Here is a 17,430-nt window from a genome sequence, read left to right as displayed (position 1 = left end):
GTTAGTCGGCTCTACATACCAATAGTTTGTACTTTGGACAGGGCGATGCTGCCCAGCCCGGCCAGGTTGAGCATCAGCTCACCGCCCGTCTGGCTGATCGTCACGCTGCTGACCGTGGCCGGCAGGTTGGTGATCAGCGACGTGGCCTTGCCATCGATGGTGGTCGAGGCCGCGAAGGTGTACGTGCCCGACTCTACCGTCGTGCCCGCGTCGTTCTTGCCGTCCCAGATGAAGGCAGAGTTGCCCGACTTCTGGCTGCCCAGGTCGATGGTGCGGACGGTCTTGCCATCCTTGTCCATGATCTTGACGGTGAGGGAGGACACCGCCGCCGGAACCACCACGGTGCCGTTGAGGCTCTTGGAGGTGTCGACCACGGCCTTGTCACCCGGAGCGATCACCGAGCGGCCGACCAGGGACGAAGCCTGCAACGCTTGTGACGAGTTGTAGTTGCCGGCAATGCCGCTCACGGTTTCGTTGAGCGTGGTGATGCCTTCCAGGCTGCTGAATTGCGCCAGTTGGGCCACGAACTCACCGTTGTCCTGGGGTTCCAGCGGGTTCTGGTTTTTCAGCTGGGTCACGAGCAGTTGCAGGAACGCATCCTTGCCCAATTCCTGGTTGCCACTCGCCGCATTGGTCGCCGCACCCAGGCCATCGGCCTTGGTATTGGTCTTGACCGAGGAGTTGGCCAGAATCTCGTTGAGGCTCAAACCGCCTGTTGTATTGGTGACGCTCATATGAATCGCCCCTTATCACTGACCGAGGGTCAGGACCTTCTGCATCATGGTTTTGGCGGTGTTCATCATTTCGACGTTGGTCTGGAACGAACGACTGGCGGAAATCATGTCGGCCATTTCTTCGACGACGTTGACGTTCGGGTAATAGACATAACCCTTGGCGTCCGCGGCCGGATGGTTTGGCTCGTAACGTGCTTCGAGGTTGCTCTGGTCTTCAACGACGCCGAGCACCTGTACGCCCTGCCCCGCCGCGTCCTGGTCCTGGAACAGCGAATCGCTGCCGCCGGATTGGCCACCCTGGAACATGGTGGCGAACACCGGGTGACGGGCGCGGTAGGTCTGGTCGATGCTTGACGAAACGGTCTCGGCGTTGGCGATGTTACTGGCGACGGTGTTCAGGCGAGTGGTCTGGGCACTCATGGCACTGCCGGCGATGTTGAAAACGCTCGCGATCGACATGACTTACTCTCCACGCAGGGCCGATACCAGCCCTTTGAATTTACTGTTGAGCAGGGTGAAGCTGGCCTGGAAGTTCACGGAGTTTTCCGCGTAGTTGGACTGTTCCAGTTGAGCGTCCACGGTGTTCTGGTCGACCGAGGGCTGCATCGGCGTGCGATACATCAACGATTCGTCGCCGCTGCCTACGCCTTCGGCTTCGATATGACGGCTGTTGGTCATGTTCAAGGCGAAGTGGCCGTTCTTGGTCTTCTCGTTCTGCTCGGCGAGTACCTTGGAAAAGTCCAGGTCACGGGCCTTGTAGTTCGGCGTGTCGGCGTTGGCGATGTTGTTGGCCAGGACTTCGGCACGCTGGGCGCGGAAGCTCAGGGCCTGTTCGTGGATACCGAGCGCTTTATCGAAGCTGATGCTCATGTCGGAAACCTTTGGGTGACCAGAATGTACGTACGAAGGCTTTAGCAAGCGCCGTGCCACTTTCCGAAAGCCCGTAAACCGGGGCTTTGCGGGCAACGGCAAAGCGGCAATGCCAGAAAAGCGGCAATCGGTTTCCGCCGGATGCCGCTTTTCTGCCGCTTTCATCCAGGCAAAGGAAATCAAAATGTGGGAGCGAGCTTGCTCGCGATGGCGGTCTGTCAGTCAACGTTGATGTCGTCTGCAATACCGCTATCGCGAGCAAGCTCGCTCCCACAGGGGACAGTGGTGATTGAATATGAGCACGCAAAAAAAAACGGGAGCCCCTAGGGACTCCCGTTCTACCATCCAAGCCAATCACTTCGCCTGGTAAATGATCCCCGGGCTGCACTGGACCATCTGGTAATGGTCCGGCAAGCCGTTCAACGCCTCGGATGCACCCAGGAACAGATAACCACCCGGTTTCAGGGTGCTGTGGATGCGCGTCAGGATGTCCTTCTTCACCTCAGCGGAAAAGTAGATCAACACGTTGCGGCAGAACACGATGTCGAACTTGCCCAGGCTGGCGTAACTGTCCAGCAAGTTGAACGAGCGAAACTCCACGCGGCTCTTGATGGGCGCCTTGACCACCCATTTGCCCGGTCCCTTGGCGTCGAAATAACGTTGCAGGCGATCGGGCGACAGGCCGCGGCCGATGGCCAGGCTGTCGTACTCGCCGGTCTTGCAGTTGTTGAGCATGGTCCCGGACAGGTCGGTGGCGACGATCTGCACGCCGCCTTTCAACTGGCCAATGTTGGTGCGCTCGAACTCATCAATGGACATCGACAAGGAATAAGGTTCCTGCCCCGACGAACAGGCCGCCGACCAGATCCGCAGGCGCTGGCCCGGGCTGGCCTTGATGGCCGCCGGCAATACCTTGTTCTTCAATACCTCAAAGGGATAGGTGTCACGAAACCACAGGGTTTCGTTGGTGGTCATGGCGTCCACGACCATCTCGCGCAAGCCACTGCGCGGCTGGGTCTGGATACGCTGAACCAACTCGCCCAATGACTTGATGCCCTGTTGTTCCATCAACTTATTGAGACGGCTCGACACCAGGTACTGCTTGTTTTCACCAAGCAAGATGCCACAGGCTTTTTCCAGGAAGACCCGGAACTGTTCGAAATCCAAATTACCCGTAGACAAAATACCGCCTCTTTTCACTGTATTGACTTGCCGGGCGCACAACGCGCCCGACCTTTAGCCTGCTGACTTGATTCGCTCGACGACTCGGGAAGCGAGGTCATCGGGCCGGAACTTGGCCAGGAAGTCATCGGCGCCGACCTTCTTGACCATTGCCTGGTTGAACACCCCAGACAACGAAGTATGCAAGATGATGTGCAGCTTTTGCATGCGCGGGTCGCTGCGGATTTCCGATGTCAGCGTGTAGCCGTCCATCTCCGGCATCTCGATGTCGGAGATCATCATCAGGAACTCCTCTTCCGGCTTCTTGCCTTCGTCGACCAGGTTGCGCAGGTAATCCAGCGCTTGCCGCCCATCGTTCAGCGCAATCACTTCGACGCCGACCGTTTGCAGGCAACGTGTGACCTGCTTACGGGCCACCGAGGAATCGTCGACGGTCAGCACCCGCAGGGAAACCGCCTTGTGCTGGGTCTCGGCATCTATCACGCCAACGGAAATCGTTTCCGGGGTCGGCGCCACTTCGGCGAGGATTTTCTCCACGTCGATGATTTCCACCAACTGGTTATCGACCCGGGTCACCGCCGTGAGGTAGTGGTCGCGGCCGGTCCCCTTGGGTGGTGGATGGATCTCTTCCCAGTTCATGTTGACGATGCGCTCCACCGATCGCACCAGGAACCCTTGGGTCTTGGTGTTGTACTCGGTGATGATCACAAACGGATTGCTCTGGTCCAGCAGTCGGCCGGAACCGGTCGCCATCGCCAGGTCGAGAATCGGGATGGTCGCTCCCCGGATATTCGCCACACCGCACACGACGGGACTGGATTTCGGCATCAGGGTCAGCTTGGGGCATTGCAGCACCTCGCGAACCTTGAACACGTTGATCCCATACAATTGTCGGCCGTCGAGACGGAACAACAACAGCTCCAGGCGATTCTGACCCACCAGCTGTGTGCGCTGGTTTACCGAATCCATCACTCCCGCCATGCCCTGACTCCTACCTAACGCTAATGTGTCCGACGCGCATTCATCACTAAACGGCACGGGGCTTGCTATTGAACCGGCATGAACGCACAAACGACATTTTCTCGACGCCTGACCACTCACTGCCGCCACTGGCTCGGTGCACTGCTGGCTGCCTGCCTGCTCGCTTCGGGCGGTCCTGCCCTTGGTGCCGCTGCGGTAACCTTGCCTGATCTCCTTATCGGCGTCACTCAGGGCTTTCTTGAGTTCACCGTAGAAGACTATCTGGCAACCAGTCAAACCGAAGGTCGCTACGAGATTGAAGTCAACCAGCTCGACCCGCGCCTGCGGATGCCGATGTGCGACAAGGAATTGACTGCCTCGCTGGAGAGCCCGGCCAGGCCCCTGGGCCGCGTCACGGTGAAGGTTCGTTGCGATAGCGCCGCGCCCTGGACGGTGTTCGTGCCCGCTCAAGTGCGCCTGTACCGGGAAATTGTCACCACCACTCGCCCACTCAAGCGGGCCGGGATCGTCGAGCCGCAGGACGTGGTGCTGCGTGAGCGCGACGTCAGCCAGATCAGCCAGGGTTTCCTGACGTCCGTCGATGAGGCCATTGGGCAGAAACTTGTCCGACCAATGGTCGCCGACCAGGTGGTGACCCAGGTGCATCTGGAACAGGCCGAGGTGGTTCGCAAGGGCGACCAGGTGGTCATCACCGCTCGCAGCGGCACCCTGGCCGTGCGGATGCCCGGCGAGGCCCTGGCCAACGGTGGCATGCGCGAACAGATTCGGGTGAAAAACCTCAATTCCCAACGGGTCATCAAGGCACAGGTGATAGCGCCTGGCCAGGTGGAAGTGGCTATGTAAGAGGCTGTAAGGAGGGTAGACAGGCTGGCGCTTGACCTCGGTGTTCCCTAGACTGTGCCTTGTACGAAGGCAAGCGCGGACGTGCGCTCGTTCATTTGAAAAATGAGCCTAAAGTTTTTTTGGGGATGGCCGAAAACATGGCAAGCGTCCAAATACCCAGAGGTTTTTTACCATGGTCATCGATTTCAATCGTTTAAACAGCTCCTCGCCCCTGACAGGCACTGCGCGCACCAGCGCCAGCAAGGAAACCGTCGAAACCGACAAATCCAAGCCAGCCGACCAGGCCGCCACTGTCAGCAACGGGGAATCGGTACACCTCAGCAATGAGGCTCAACAGTTGCAGAAGGTCACTGACAAGCTGCGCGATCAACCTGTCGTCGACAACGCCCGCGTGGCCGCGTTGAAAGCAGCAATCGCCGATGGCAGCTATCAAGTCGACAGCAACCGTGTAGCCAGCAAGCTGCTCAACTTCGAAGCCCAGCGCTAGGCCCCCGCCTGCGCCAGGCTTTTGGACGCTTAAGACCCAAGGCCAGCCATGCACGACACTCATTTATTGCAACTGATCATCGACGACTTTGCTCCAGCGCAACAATTGTTGGAGCTGTTGCAGACCGAAGCCCTGGCATTGCACGGGCGGGACATGCCCCTGCTGGAAAATATTCTGGCGCAAAAGCAGGCATTGATCATTTTGCTCGACCAGCATGGCCGCAAGCGCAGCGAAATCCTCGCCAGCCTCAACCTGCCCGCCGATAACAGTGGCCTTGAGCAATTGGCCAGCCAATCGTCGATCGGCGATCAGCTGTTGTCGCAAAGCGCCGTGCTCAACGACCTGCTCAACCAGTGCCAGGCCGCCAATGCTCGAAACGGCCAGTCTATCCTGATGCAACAGGCCGCCACCGCCAATCAGTTGCGTATTCTCAATGGCGGCGAAATCCCGACGCTCTATGACGCTCGCGGCTCGACCGCGAAAATGGTCAAGCACCGCCCGCTCAGCCAGGCATGAAGCGAACGATGCCGGAGCACTATCAACGCGCGATACATGCTGGCAAAATGCTGGCTCTTTGTAGTCGTATTTTGCCTGGAGATTGACCCACCGTGTTCAATGCCTCAAACGCGGATGATGCTCCGCAGCCGCCCAAGGTCCTCGCCACCCCTCTGGAAATCTCCGGCAGTCTGCGGATGCTGCAAGACAGTCACGACCCGCTGATCATCACCTTCCACGAGCGCAGCCAGCGGTTCCAAAGTTACCTGGTGGATGTCGATCGCGAAACCAACACCATCGCCCTGGACGAAATGATTCCTCGGGACGGTGAACGTTTCTTACTGGCCGGCGAGCCGTTTCGCGTCGAGGGTTTCCATGACGGCGTGCGCATCGCGTGGGAGGGCAACGGCCCATTGACCATTCAGGAATCGAGCGATGGCCGCTGCTATCGCGGCGCCTTGCCTGAAGAAGTGGTTTATCACCAGCGCCGCAACGCCTTCCGGGCCGCATTGAAACTGGCGCAACTGGTGAACGTGGAGTTGGGTGGCGACAAGCTCAAATCACCGGTGAATGGCAAGCTGCTGGATATTTCCGCAACCGGCTGCAAGCTGCGCTTCGATGGCGATATCACTGAACGGCTGCAGCTGGGCCAGGTTTACGAACGCTTCATCGCCGCCCTACCGTTTGGCAGCATGACCGCGCCGGTGGAGCTGCGCTACCTGCATTTCGAAGAGCGGATCAACACCACGTTCGCAGGCGTGCGCTTCCATAACATCAGCGGCCTGGTACAACGCCAGGTGGAACGCTTCGTGTATCAATTGCAGCGTGAAGCCCGTCGGTTCGATAAAGACGACTTCTGATTTCCGGCGCGCTATAAAAAAACGGGCAATCCCTTTGCAAGGATTGCCCGTTTTTTTTTATGCCGGTCTCAGGGCCTGGCCTGGGTGAAATCGGACGGTGGCAGTTCGTCGTCGGCGCCTTCGGTGACCGGCTCCAATTCAGGTTGAGGCTCGGGCTCGACGTCCGGATTGGGCGAGGCCTGCATCTGCTCCTGCACCACTTGCTCGTCGACCCGCGGATCGAGGCACGCCACCAAGGGTGAACTGGTCATGTTGTCCGGCATGGCCACGTGATGCAGCGGCGCGTCGTCGACCTGGTGCAGGTTGGTGACCGCTTTCGGCCGGATCCGCCATACCAGCAGCAACGCAAACAGGGCAAAAAAGCCATAGAGCATCTGGCTGCCGTACAGCTTCATCAGCACCCCGGCCACCAACGGGCCGATGCTGGCGCCCACGCCGTAGGTCACTAGCAGCATCGCGGTGAGCGACACCCGGCGATCACCCTCGACGTGGTCATTGGAAAACGCGACCGCCAGCGGGTACAGGCAAAACTGCACCAACGAACAGCAGAAACCGGCGATGAACAATACTTCCAGCGGCGCCTTCGACAGGATGGCCAGCGGCAAGGCACACACCACCAGGGCCAGTGCGAAGCAGCGGATCAACAGGGCCCGATCGTAACGATCCGACAGCCAACCCAGCGGCCATTGCACCAGCAGGCCGGCAAAGATGCAGCAGCCCATGAACAAGCCGACCTGCTCGGTACTCAGGCCCTGCTGGGAGGCGTACAGCGGTGCCAGGCCGTAGAAGGAGCCGACGATCAGCCCGGAGCCCAACACCGTGGTCAACGATTGCGGTACGCGCTTGATAAAGAAGCGCGGCTCCATCGGAGCCGGATGCAACGGCGCCGGGTGAATCCGCCGGGTCAATGCCACCGGCACCAGGCACAGGGCGAAACACAACGCCACCAACATCAGCAATTCAAGGCCCAGGGCCGGATGCATGACCAGGATCAGTTGGCCCAGCACCAGCCCCAGGTAAGAAGCAATCATATAGCCGCTGAACACTACCCCGCGTTGCTTGGCATCGGCCTGCTCGTTGAGCCAGCTTTCGATAACCATGTACTGGCACATCATGCCCAGGCCGACAATCATCCGCAGCACGATCCAGGCCGGCAGCCAGTTCACCAGGCCATGGCCCAATACCGCCGCACCGACGATCCCGGCGCAAGCCGAATAGGCGCGGATATGCCCGACGCGGCCAATCAGCCGGTGGCCGATCTTGCCGCCCAGCACCAGGCCGAAATAGTTCGCCGCCATCAGCGCACCGACCCACAGGCTGTCCACATTGTCGGCGGCCAGGCGCAGGGCCAGGTAAGTACTCAGAAGGCCTGAGCCAATGAGCATCATCAGCGAGGCGAAATAAAGCGCTCGAAAAGGTTTCCAGATTTGGCGCATCGGCGTTCCGAGCGGCTCCTTGAGGTAAGTAAGGGCTATCTTTGGAAGATAGCCCGAATGCGACGGTTCGTTATGCCTGGGCCGCCAAAACGCGCCGCTCCCAGGGCGTGATTTCGTCAAAGAAACTGGTCAGTTCCAGGGTTTTCGAGGCAACGTAACCTTCGATGAACTCGCTACCGAACAGTTCCTTCGCCAAGTGGCTACGCTTGAGACGTTCAAGCGCTGCATGCAAGGTACATGGCAAAGACAGATTCTCCGGCACCTCGAACTCGCCCTGGATCGCGGCACCCGGTTCCAGGCGATTCTCGATGCCATGGAGCCCCGCCGCCAGACTGGCGGCAATCGCCAGGTAAGGGTTGGCATCGGCTCCCGGCAAGCGGTTCTCGACCCGCCGGGCTACCGGCGCACTCGCAGGAATGCGCAGCCCGGCCGAACGATTGTCATGGGACCAACAGGCATTGTTTGGCGACGCGAATGGATGGCAGAGGCGGTGGTAGGAATTCACGTTTGGCGCGAACAGCGCGGTGAAATCCGCCATGCCGGCCTGCTGCCCGCCAATGAAGTGCCGGAACGTCGCGGTCGGCTCGCCCGCATCGTCGCTGAATACATTGCGACCGCTGCCCAGCTCGACGACGCTCTGGTGAATGTGCATCGAACTGCCCGGCGTTCGCGCCAGCGGCTTGGCCATGCAGACCACCGTCAGGCCATGCTTGAGGGCCACCTCCTTGAGCAAATGCTTGAACAGGAACGTCTGGTCGGCCAACAGCAGAGCATCGCCGTGGAGCAGATTGATTTCAAACTGGCTGACGCCCATTTCATGCATGAACGTGTCGCGCGGCAGGCCTAGCGCCGCCATGCATTCATAGACTTCGGTGAAGAACGGTCGCAGGCCGTTGTTGGAACTGATGCTGAACGCCGATTGGCCATCTTCGCGACGACCATCCAGGCCCATCGGAGGTAGGAATGGCTGGGAAGGATCCGGATTGGGCGCGAACACAAAAAACTCCAGCTCCGTCGCCACTACCGGCGCTAGCCCGAGCGCCGCATATCGAGCGATCACGGCCTTGAGCTGACCGCGCGTCGACAAAGGTGAGCTTTCGCCGCTGAGCTCATCGGCGTCGCAGATCGCCAAGGCGCGCGGCGGATGGCTCCACGGCAGCCGGTGGATCTGCTGTGGATCGGCCACCAACGCCAGGTCGCCGTCGTCACTGCCGTAAAAGCGCGCTGGCGGATATCCGCCCATGATGCATTGCAGCAGCACACCGCGCGCCATCTGCAACCGCCGGCCTTCAAGGAAGCCCTCGGCGCTCATTACCTTGCCCCTGGGTACGCCATTCAAATCCGGCGTGACACATTCAATCTCATCAATGCCCGTCAATCGCTGTGCGAGTGAACACTGGCCATCGGTCGTCATGACGCAATCCTTGTTATGTGCGAGCCGCGAACGGCAACCCGTACAAAATAGGCTCCGGCTGTTCGGAATATCAAGCATCCCGAGACAATAAACATCTGACGGGGATATGGACAGCTCAGGGCAGGTAAAGCCTGAACACCCCACCGCCCAGCACACCGCCATTGGCAATCTCGGTATGCCCGCTCAAGCCGCCACGCTGATGCAACCCGGCGATCCTAGCGGCGAAATACAGGCCAAGGCCGGTGCTGCCGCTGCTGTGGTTGATGCCCTGCACATACTCGGCCTGGCGTTCAATCATTTCGGCCGGGTAGCCTTCGCCGTCGTCATTGATGGTCAGCACCAATTGCCCAGCCTCGTCGCTCACGCTGATCAACAACGCCTGGCGCGCGTGGCGAATGGCATTGTTGATCATGTTGTCGAGCACCGACGCGATCAGCTCACGGTCGAAGAAACCCAGCGGGCTCAGCGGATCGACCTCATAGGTGGCCATGATCCCGCGACTGCGGAACACGTCCTGATGGCCGGCCAACTGCGCTTCGATGAAGTCATCCAGTTCGTGGTAGGCCGGATGCAGCGGCAATTGATTCACGCCCAGCTTGTATAACCCGAGCAACTGCACCAGCAGCCCATTGAGATGGGCAAACTCGAACTCCATCACGCCCTGCTCCGAGGTCTGCCGCGAAGGTTCCGGCAGGCGCTCGAGCCATTGCGTATGAGCCTGCATGAGCAGGGTCAGGGAGTTTTTCATGTCATGCACGGTAGACGCGATCACCGTGGAGAAATCGAGAGCTTGTTCGCTGTCATTCATCGCCAAATGCCTTGCTTCGCAGTTTCTGATAACGCGCAAAACGCGCATCGGTGTCGGGCATCATGCCCACCAGTTTCAGGCAGGCACGGCATTCCTGCAGCAGCTGCGATTCAACACTGGTATCGGTGCCGTGCAGCAGGGATTGCGCCATGTTCAGGGCAATACTGATGTTCTTCGGCTGCAGCTTCAGTGCACGCCGGAACAATTCCCGCGCCTCGGGTAACGCGCCGGTCTTGTAGACACGCACGCCTTCGCGGTTCAGCTCGGCGGCGGCGTTGCCCTGGTTAAGGATATTCGGGTCGTCGGTGAGCTTGGCAATGCCCTGCATCACGGTCGGATCATCGCCATAGATCTCCGCGCAGTTCTTGAGCATCGATTCGCCGGCGCTGGTCTGGCCGAGCATCTGTAGCTGCTTGGCCACCAGCAGCGCGGCTTCGGCACTCATGAACTGTTCCATGCCGTCGAGACGCTGCAAGGCTTGCTCGGTGAGCTTTTCGGCGGTTTCGGCATCATTGAGCAACAGGCTCGTTGCTTTCATCAGCCGCGCCCGGACCTGCAGGCCCGGATCGCTGGGGTTATCTTTCGCCACCGCGCTAAGCGTGGTGTTGATTTCCAGCCTCGTCCGGGTGTCCAGGCCCTTCTCGCTGCCCTTGCTGATCAAGGCATGGGCCAGGCCAAGGTTGCTCTCCGGATCCTTGAATCGCGATTGCGCGCCCTGCCCGACCGCCTGGCGATAGGCTTTCGACGCGGTCTCGTAATCCTCGTTGGTCATCGCCAGCTTGCCCAGCAGCGACTGCCGACGCACCGCCAACGGCGATAACCGCACCGCTTCCTCCAATACGTTCTGGGCCTGCTTCGTGTCGCCTTCAGCCACCAACACGTCGGCCATGCCGTCGTACAGGGCCGGCATCATCGGAAAGACTTTCAGGGCTTTTTCATAGACAGCCTTGGCTTCGCCTATCTGCCCGCGCTTGAACAACAACTTTCCCAACCCCGCGTACGCCCACGGCAACGGGCGATCCGCGATGATGGAGTTGTACAACCGCTCAAGGGCCTCGTTCTGATTCAGGTCGCGCAGCGCATCGGCCCGATAACGCAGGCACAGTGGGCCGTAGCGCGGGTCCTGCTTGCACAGGGCGATGCAAGCATTGAGCACTTCCATCGGCTTGCCACGATCGAGCGCCTGCAGGATCGGTTTGAGCAACGTTTTGCGCTGCTCCAGGCGCTCCAACCGCTGGGCCAGGCCGGAGCGATTGAATGGTTTGGTCAGGTACGCATCCGGCTCATGTTCCAGGGCACTGAGCACCATGGCCTGGCTGGTCTCGGCGGTCACCATGAGAAATACGCTCTCATGGCTGATCAACTTCTCGACCATCAGGTCTTCCAGCACCTGCTGGCCGTTCTTGCGCCCGTCGCCCAGGTGATAATCCTGCAAGATGAAGTCATAACGCTTCTGCGAACACATGCGCAGCGCCACTTCACCGGTATCGGCGGTGTCCACGTCCTTGACGCCCAACTCCCGCAACATCGACCGGACGGAGCTGCGGAAATCCGAGAAATCATCGACGATCAGAAAACTTTTTTGGTGGTACGCCAGCATCGAGGATGTCCAGGCAAATAAGAAAATGAACTCAATGGCAAAACAAACGAAACACCGCCTCACGGCCGGCAAAGCGCGCAGATGATAGACAGCCGCGACGCATACCGCGAGCCGTTCCAGGACGCCGGGACGTCAGGAAAGGAGACTCATCGGGTTATCGGCCGCAAACGGGGTTCCGTTAGAAGATCGTGGGGACTTGCAGGGCTGCGGGATAATAATGGTGTCCCAGGGCAGGTTCGAACTGCCAACCTTCCCCTTAGGAGGGGGATGCTCTATCCAATTGAGCTACTGAGACACGGGTCGACCACGAGAAACGCGGTGCGTTGGACGGCGAGCATGTTAACGGCCACTCTCGCGTTTGTCATGTCGTCGCTGCCTATTAAGTGTAGGCAAATAGTACGACCCTTACGCCACGCCAAGGGAAGGCCGCCCAAATATGGCGCCATTCATCTATCCACAGCCTCCGGGCCTAGTAAATCGGCCTTTTGCCACTATCCTATACGTAACTAGAAAGGCAGACGTTTAGTTGCGTATCGGTTATCCGCCCAACGGTATGGCACAACGACACGATGCAGTGGTCACAAAATGCGGAACCTGTGTGTTTTTCAAACCAGTCCGCATTTTTTGAGAAGAGTACTGGCATAACGCCTTTACCCGGATCAGAATTTGTCACAGAATTGGCGCCAATGATCTGGCAATTTTGAGGCATGATGCGGCCTCTTAACATTCAGGTTGAACATTTGGCAACGGGCCTTGTCCTATCGACATCCTGCGGCCAATCCCCAGAACCGCTCCCCTGAACTAACCGGTTAAATAAATATGCGCCCATTGAAACAGGCAATTTATTCCAGCCGTACGGCTGACAAGTTCGTCGTGCGTCTGCCAGACGGAATGCGGGAACGCATTGCCGAGGTGGCTCGTAATCATCACCGCAGCATGAACTCTGAAATCATCGCGCGCCTTGAGCAAAGCCTGATTCAGGAAGGTGCGTTGGGTGAAGAATTGAGCATGCGCCTGGACAGCCCGGAGCTGTCGCTGCATGAGCGCGAGTTGCTTCAACGCTTCCGACAACTCTCCCATCGCCAGCAGAACGCCCTCGTTTCGCTGATTGCTCATGATGCCGAAATGGCCGCTGACGCGTCCTGATCGTGTCCAGGGTAATAAAGCCAGCTTAACGCTGGCTTTTTTTCGCCCGGCGTTTGGCGACCTGGGGGGCGGGGAAACCATCACCCAGAAAAAAACCCGCCAGTCAGGCGGGCTTCTTGATAAGCCACTCAGAGCAGGAAAATCGTCGCCAAGCCCAGGAAGATGAAAAACCCGCCGCTGTCCGTCATGGCGGTGATCATCACGCTCGCACCCATTGCTGGGTCGCGCCCCAGGCGCGCCAGGGTCATAGGGATCAAGACGCCCATCAGCGCGGCCAACAGCAGATTGAGCGTCATCGCCGCAGTCATGACCACGCCCAGCGACCAGCTGCCATACAGCAAGTACGCCACGACCCCGATCACCCCTCCCCAGATGACGCCATTGATCAACGCAACGGCCAGTTCCTTGCGCATCAAACGCGATGTATTGCCGGTACTGACCTGGTCCAATGCCATGGCGCGGACAATCATGGTGATGGTCTGGTTGCCGGAGTTACCACCGATACCGGCAACGATGGGCATCAACGCCGCCAGTGCGACCAGCTTTTCGATGGAGCCTTCGAACAGGCCGATGACGCGGGACGCGACAAAAGCCGTGATCAGATTGATCGCCAGCCAGGCCCAACGGTTACGCAGGGACTTCCAGACCGAGGCGAAAATGTCCTCTTCTTCCCGCAGACCCGCCATGCTGAGGACTTCGCTTTCGCTTTCCTCACGGATCAAGTCCACCATTTCGTCGATGGTGAGACGGCCGATCAGCTTGCCGTTCTTGTCCACCACCGGCGCAGAAATCAGGTCGTAACGTTCGAATGCCTGGGCCGCATCGTAGGCGTTTTCGTCAGGATGGAAGCTCACAGGGTCGCTGGCCATTACCTCGGCCACTTGCTTCTCCGGATCGTTGACCAAAAGACGCTTGATAGGCAGAACGCCTTTGAGCACGCCGTCATAATCGACCACGAAGAGTTTGTCGGTATGGCCCGGCAATTCCTTGAGTCGCCGCAGATAACGCAAAACCACTTCAAGGCTGACGTCCTCGCGGATCGTCACCATCTCGAAGTCCATCAGCGCACCGACCTGCTCCTCGTCATAGGACAATGCCGAACGCACACGCTCGCGCTGTTGACCATCAAGAGCTTCCATCAGCTCATGGACAACGTCGCGTGGCAATTCGGGAGCAAGGTCGGCGAGCTCGTCGGCGTCCATCTCCTTGGCCGCTGCGAGAAGCTCATGGTCATCCATGTCTGCGATCAGGGTTTCACGAACCGAGTCGGACACTTCGAGCAGGATGTCGCCGTCGCGATCGGCCTGGACCAATTGCCAGACGGTCAGACGCTCTTCCAGCGGCAAGGCTTCAAGGATGTAGGCAACGTCGGCCGAGTGCAGATCATCGAGCTTACGTTGCAACTCGACGAGATTCTGCCGATGTACCAGGTTCTCGACCCGATCGGAATGCGGACCTTCCTGGCGATGCGTGAGGTCTTCCACGACGCGCTGGCGATGCAACAGCTCAACGACTTGAGCGAGGCGATCCTGAAGGCTTTCCTGCGTTTTTTTTACTTCTATTTCAGTCATAGGCGAACTCCACTCCCAGCAGTGGAGCACGCCGGAAGGATCAATCAGTTAATTCATGATCGGCAAAAAGAGATATTGAGTAACTACTGGGTAAGTCCATGAAGATATTCCAAAGCCCCGGCGGGGCTGACGGGCGCAATCATACACCGCTTGGCGCCGTAACACGTTAAAAAATCATGGCAAGAACAAGTGCTTGCGAGACAAACCTGAACACAGGCTGAACGTCTGTTTCTACGACGACTTATCCTGAAAAGAAAACACAGCCCCAGGGAGAAATGTCACAGCTATCCTTTTTTATTTACCGTCAAGGAGGACGGCAGCATGCCCGTAAGCCGCTATCTGTTTCTGCTCGCCACCCTGCCCTGCCTGCCTCTCTGGGCTGCCGATCACGTTGTGCACCGCTGCGAAAACAGTGCTGGGAAAATCACGTTCACAACCCTCAGTTGCGAACCGGGAGAAACCCTGACAATGCAGCAGGTTCATACATACAGCCCGCCCCCTATCGAGCCGATGCTGCCCGAAGCCGAAGGTCGGCAAACATCCAGCAACAAAACCAGACGCAAGGAACCGACCATTGTTGGCCAACTCGAGGACAGCTGTGGAAACCAGATCAACACCAACCAGCGCCGCGAAGCCATCCTGAAGCGACGAATCGTTGTAGGCATGAGCGAACAAGACGTCGTCAGCGCGCTTGGCAAACCGGATACGATCAAGGTTCGAAATTCGAGCACTCGGTACACCTACAAGACGCAGAAAGGTCGGAGCGCAGAGGTCGTGTTCGACGAGAAGGGATGCGTGAAAGGCAAATCGTAGACAGCAAAAAGCCCGCGTTAAACGCGGGCTTTTTGGTGTATGGTGCACTCGACAGGATTCGAACCTGTGACCGCTCGGTTCGTAGCCGAGTACTCTATCCAGCTGAGCTACGAGTGCAAGTTGTGGTTTTATACCAGATCACAACTGGTTGAAGCCAAGTTATTTGCATTGCTGCAAGCAACTCTTAAATGGTGCACTCGACAGGATTCGAACCTGTGACCGCTCGGTTCGTAGCCGAGTACTCTATCCAGCTGAGCTACGAGTGCATTTGTTGCCGCGCATTATAGGTCGCCGAATCTTTTTGTAAAGCGCTTTTTTCAGTAATTTCAATCACTTACCGATCAAGCAAGATAACAGCGCACTAAACGAATAATGGCGGAGAACGGGGGATTCGAACCCCCGACACCCTTTTGAGGTGTACTCCCTTAGCAGGGGAGCGCCTTCGGCCACTCGGCCAGCTCTCCGCAACACGGGGCGTATATTAACCACCTTCATCCCCGTTTGCAAACATAAAAATCGATAAAAATTAATGGCTTGGTTCGTCGTCCTTCTCTTTCTTGATACGCAGGTAGATTTCCTCCCGGTGCACAGCGACCTCCTTCGGCGCATTGACGCCGATACGCACTTGGTTTCCTTTGACGCCGAGCACGGTCACGGTGATTTCGCCATCGCCAATAATCAGGCTCTCTGCGCACCGACGGGTCAGAATCAGCATACGTTTCTCCTCACGCGATTCAGTTCAGGAACAACAGTCTGCAAAAAAAGGGCATGGGTCCTACAACCGAAACGCTCGCGGCCCACAGGCCTAGTATTGACCAGCGGGTGCAAAAGAACAGTTTTGGAACATGCCATTCAGAAAAACAAAGGGCGCGGTCGAAGCCGCGCCCTCAGGCAACGCCTTACTCGCCCTGTCGGGCTGCGGCGTCGAGTTCAAAAGCCGTGTGCAGGGCGCGCACGGCGAGTTCCAGGTACTTCTCCTCGATCACCACGGAAACCTTGATTTCCGAGGTGGAGATCATTTGGATATTGATGCTTTCCTTGGCCAGGGACTCGAACATGCGGCTCGCCACGCCCGCGTGGGAGCGCATGCCAACACCAACGATCGAGACCTTGGCAATCTTGGTATCGCCCACCACTTCCCGGGCGCCAATCTCGTCGGCCGTCTTCTTGAGCACGGCTTCGGCGGACTGGTAGTCGTTGCGGTGCACGGTAAAGGTGAAGTCGGTGGTGTTATCGTGCGCAACGTTCTGCACGATCATGTCGACTTCAATGTTGGCGGCACTGATCGGCCCCAGAATCTTGAAGGCCACGCCGGGAGTGTCTGGCACGCCACGGATGGTCAGCTTGGCTTCATCGCGGTTGAAAGCGATGCCGGAAATGATCGGCTGTTCCATGGATTCCTCTTCATCAATAGTAATGAGGGTGCCCGGACCCTCCTTGAAGCTGTGCAGGACGCGCAGCGGAACGTTGTACTTGCCGGCGAATTCAACCGCGCGGATCTGCAATACCTTGGAACCGAGGCTGGCCATTTCCAGCATCTCTTCGAAGGTAATCTTGTCCAGGCGCTGAGCCACGGGCACAACCCGTGGGTCGGTGGTATAGACGCCATCCACATCGGTGTAGATCTGGCACTCGTCAGCCTTGAGGGCTGCTGCCAGCGCGACACCAGTGGTATCGGAACCGCCACGACCAAGGGTGGTGATGTTGCCGTGCTCATCCACACCCTGGAAACCGGCGACAACCACGACACGACCGGCCTTCAGGTCACCACGAATTTTCTGATCGTCGATCTGCAGGATACGCGCTTTGTTATGCGCGCTGTCCGTCAGGATACGGACTTGGTTACCGGTGTAGGACACCGCCGGCACGCCACGCTTGATCAGCGCCATGGCCAGCAAGGCGATGGTCACCTGCTCACCAGTGGAAACGATCACATCCAGCTCGCGGGGGACCGGTTGCTGGTCGCCGCTGATTTGCTTGGCCAGATCGATCAGACGGTTGGTCTCGCCGCTCATTGCCGACAGCACGACCACCAGGTCATCGCCAGCGTCACGGAATTTCTTAACCTTGTCGGCGACTTGTTCGATTCTCTCGACGGTGCCGACCGAGGTGCCTCCAAATTTCTGTACGATCAAAGCCATTTCAAAGCCGCCTCTGCCCGTGAAGGGCGCCCAAATAATCACTCAACAG

General features: G+C 58.4%; 18 protein-coding genes and 4 tRNA genes. 6 read left to right on the top strand and 16 right to left on the bottom strand.

Annotated features, from left to right (window positions below; translation table 11 throughout):
* Nucleotides 1–11: 11 nt before the first annotated feature.
* The 5 genes from flgD to J3Q04_RS06635 form a co-directional block, all read right to left on the bottom strand.
* Nucleotides 12–734 carry a flagellar hook assembly protein FlgD gene (gene flgD / locus J3Q04_RS06655; protein ID WP_420767481.1) on the bottom strand — a complete coding sequence of 241 codons (723 nt, stop codon included), beginning with the start codon at nt 732–734 and terminating at the stop codon, nt 12–14.
* A gap of 15 nt (nt 735–749) precedes the next feature.
* On the bottom strand, nt 750–1,193 hold the full coding sequence (gene flgC, locus J3Q04_RS06650) for a flagellar basal body rod protein FlgC (protein WP_039591882.1): 444 nt from the start codon (nt 1,191–1,193) through the stop codon (nt 750–752).
* 3 nt (nt 1,194–1,196) lie between these two features.
* Nucleotides 1,197–1,604 (bottom strand): flagellar basal body rod protein FlgB, encoded by a 408-nt coding sequence (flgB, locus tag J3Q04_RS06645; RefSeq protein ID WP_420767482.1) that lies wholly within the window; start codon nt 1,602–1,604, stop codon nt 1,197–1,199.
* A 354-nt stretch (nt 1,605–1,958) separates the two neighbouring features.
* Complete coding sequence (gene cheR, locus J3Q04_RS06640) at nt 1,959–2,786, bottom strand: protein-glutamate O-methyltransferase CheR (protein ID WP_434607332.1); 828 nt, start codon at nt 2,784–2,786, stop codon at nt 1,959–1,961.
* 54 nt (nt 2,787–2,840) lie between these two features.
* Nucleotides 2,841–3,767, bottom strand: a complete 927-nt coding sequence (locus J3Q04_RS06635) for a chemotaxis protein CheV (RefSeq protein WP_420767484.1) — start codon at nt 3,765–3,767, stop codon at nt 2,841–2,843.
* A 78-nt stretch (nt 3,768–3,845) separates the two neighbouring features.
* Between J3Q04_RS06635 and flgA the strand changes: the two genes are divergently transcribed.
* The 4 genes from flgA to J3Q04_RS06615 all read left to right on the top strand — a co-directional run bounded on the left by flgA (nt 3,846) and on the right by J3Q04_RS06615 (nt 6,452).
* Nucleotides 3,846–4,610 carry a flagellar basal body P-ring formation chaperone FlgA gene (flgA, locus tag J3Q04_RS06630; RefSeq protein ID WP_420767485.1) on the top strand — a complete coding sequence of 255 codons (765 nt, stop codon included), beginning with the start codon at nt 3,846–3,848 and terminating at the stop codon, nt 4,608–4,610.
* 172 nt (nt 4,611–4,782) lie between these two features.
* The gene (gene flgM, locus J3Q04_RS06625; protein WP_420767486.1) at nt 4,783–5,097 is read left to right on the top strand and encodes a flagellar biosynthesis anti-sigma factor FlgM; all 315 of its coding nucleotides are present in this window, start codon (nt 4,783–4,785) and stop codon (nt 5,095–5,097) included.
* Between the two features lie 48 nt (nt 5,098–5,145).
* Nucleotides 5,146–5,613 carry a flagella synthesis protein FlgN gene (locus J3Q04_RS06620; protein WP_420767487.1) on the top strand — a complete coding sequence of 156 codons (468 nt, stop codon included), beginning with the start codon at nt 5,146–5,148 and terminating at the stop codon, nt 5,611–5,613.
* A 92-nt stretch (nt 5,614–5,705) separates the two neighbouring features.
* Nucleotides 5,706–6,452, top strand: a complete 747-nt coding sequence (locus J3Q04_RS06615) for a flagellar brake protein (RefSeq protein ID WP_434607335.1) — start codon at nt 5,706–5,708, stop codon at nt 6,450–6,452.
* 68 nt (nt 6,453–6,520) lie between these two features.
* On the opposite strand, the gene J3Q04_RS06610 is transcribed toward J3Q04_RS06615, so the two are convergent.
* The 5 genes from J3Q04_RS06610 to J3Q04_RS06590 form a co-directional block, all read right to left on the bottom strand.
* Complete coding sequence (locus J3Q04_RS06610) at nt 6,521–7,888, bottom strand: MFS transporter (RefSeq protein ID WP_420767489.1); 1,368 nt, start codon at nt 7,886–7,888, stop codon at nt 6,521–6,523.
* Nucleotides 7,889–7,958: 70 nt separating this feature from the next.
* Complete coding sequence (locus J3Q04_RS06605; RefSeq protein ID WP_434611646.1) at nt 7,959–9,200, bottom strand: glutamine synthetase family protein; 1,242 nt, start codon at nt 9,198–9,200, stop codon at nt 7,959–7,961.
* A 217-nt stretch (nt 9,201–9,417) separates the two neighbouring features.
* Nucleotides 9,418–10,110, bottom strand: a complete 693-nt coding sequence (locus tag J3Q04_RS06600) for a sensor histidine kinase (protein ID WP_434607338.1) — start codon at nt 10,108–10,110, stop codon at nt 9,418–9,420.
* The gene (locus J3Q04_RS06595; protein ID WP_420767491.1) at nt 10,103–11,710 is read right to left on the bottom strand and encodes a response regulator; all 1,608 of its coding nucleotides are present in this window, start codon (nt 11,708–11,710) and stop codon (nt 10,103–10,105) included. Before J3Q04_RS06595 ends, J3Q04_RS06600 begins: the two co-directional genes overlap by 8 nt.
* 218 nt (nt 11,711–11,928) lie before the next feature.
* Nucleotides 11,929–12,005 (bottom strand) — tRNA-Arg (locus J3Q04_RS06590).
* Nucleotides 12,006–12,529: 524 nt separating this feature from the next.
* On the opposite strand from J3Q04_RS06590, the gene J3Q04_RS06585 reads away from it, so the two are divergent.
* The gene (locus J3Q04_RS06585) at nt 12,530–12,856 is read left to right on the top strand and encodes an Arc family DNA-binding protein (protein ID WP_003178899.1); all 327 of its coding nucleotides are present in this window, start codon (nt 12,530–12,532) and stop codon (nt 12,854–12,856) included.
* Nucleotides 12,857–12,984: 128 nt separating this feature from the next.
* On the opposite strand, the gene mgtE is transcribed toward J3Q04_RS06585, so the two are convergent.
* Entirely contained in the window at nt 12,985–14,427 is a 1,443-nt protein-coding gene (gene mgtE / locus J3Q04_RS06580) for a magnesium transporter (RefSeq protein WP_420767492.1), read from the bottom strand.
* Nucleotides 14,428–14,748: 321 nt separating this feature from the next.
* On the opposite strand from mgtE, the gene J3Q04_RS06575 reads away from it, so the two are divergent.
* The gene (locus tag J3Q04_RS06575; protein WP_434560227.1) at nt 14,749–15,240 is read left to right on the top strand and encodes a cell envelope protein SmpA; all 492 of its coding nucleotides are present in this window, start codon (nt 14,749–14,751) and stop codon (nt 15,238–15,240) included.
* Nucleotides 15,241–15,280: 40 nt separating this feature from the next.
* Here the strand turns inward: J3Q04_RS06575 and J3Q04_RS06570 are convergent.
* From J3Q04_RS06570 to J3Q04_RS06550, 5 genes are all read right to left on the bottom strand, one after another.
* Nucleotides 15,281–15,357 (bottom strand) — tRNA-Arg (locus tag J3Q04_RS06570).
* A gap of 72 nt (nt 15,358–15,429) precedes the next feature.
* Nucleotides 15,430–15,506: transfer RNA gene (locus J3Q04_RS06565), tRNA-Arg, on the bottom strand.
* A 107-nt stretch (nt 15,507–15,613) separates the two neighbouring features.
* Nucleotides 15,614–15,704 (bottom strand) — tRNA-Ser (locus tag J3Q04_RS06560).
* A gap of 62 nt (nt 15,705–15,766) precedes the next feature.
* Entirely contained in the window at nt 15,767–15,955 is a 189-nt protein-coding gene (csrA, locus tag J3Q04_RS06555; RefSeq protein WP_003178872.1) for a carbon storage regulator CsrA, read from the bottom strand.
* 184 nt (nt 15,956–16,139) lie between these two features.
* A complete protein-coding gene (locus J3Q04_RS06550) occupies nt 16,140–17,381 on the bottom strand; it encodes an aspartate kinase (protein ID WP_039591870.1) in 1,242 nt (413 codons plus the stop codon).
* Nucleotides 17,382–17,430: the final 49 nt, after the last annotated feature.

The sequence above is a fragment of the Pseudomonas sp. D4-21 genome (assembly GCF_051132125.1).
GTDB lineage: Bacteria > Pseudomonadota > Gammaproteobacteria > Pseudomonadales > Pseudomonadaceae > Aquipseudomonas.
The sequence above is the reverse complement of the archived record's forward strand: the minus strand, read 5'-3'. Positions and strand labels throughout refer to the sequence as shown.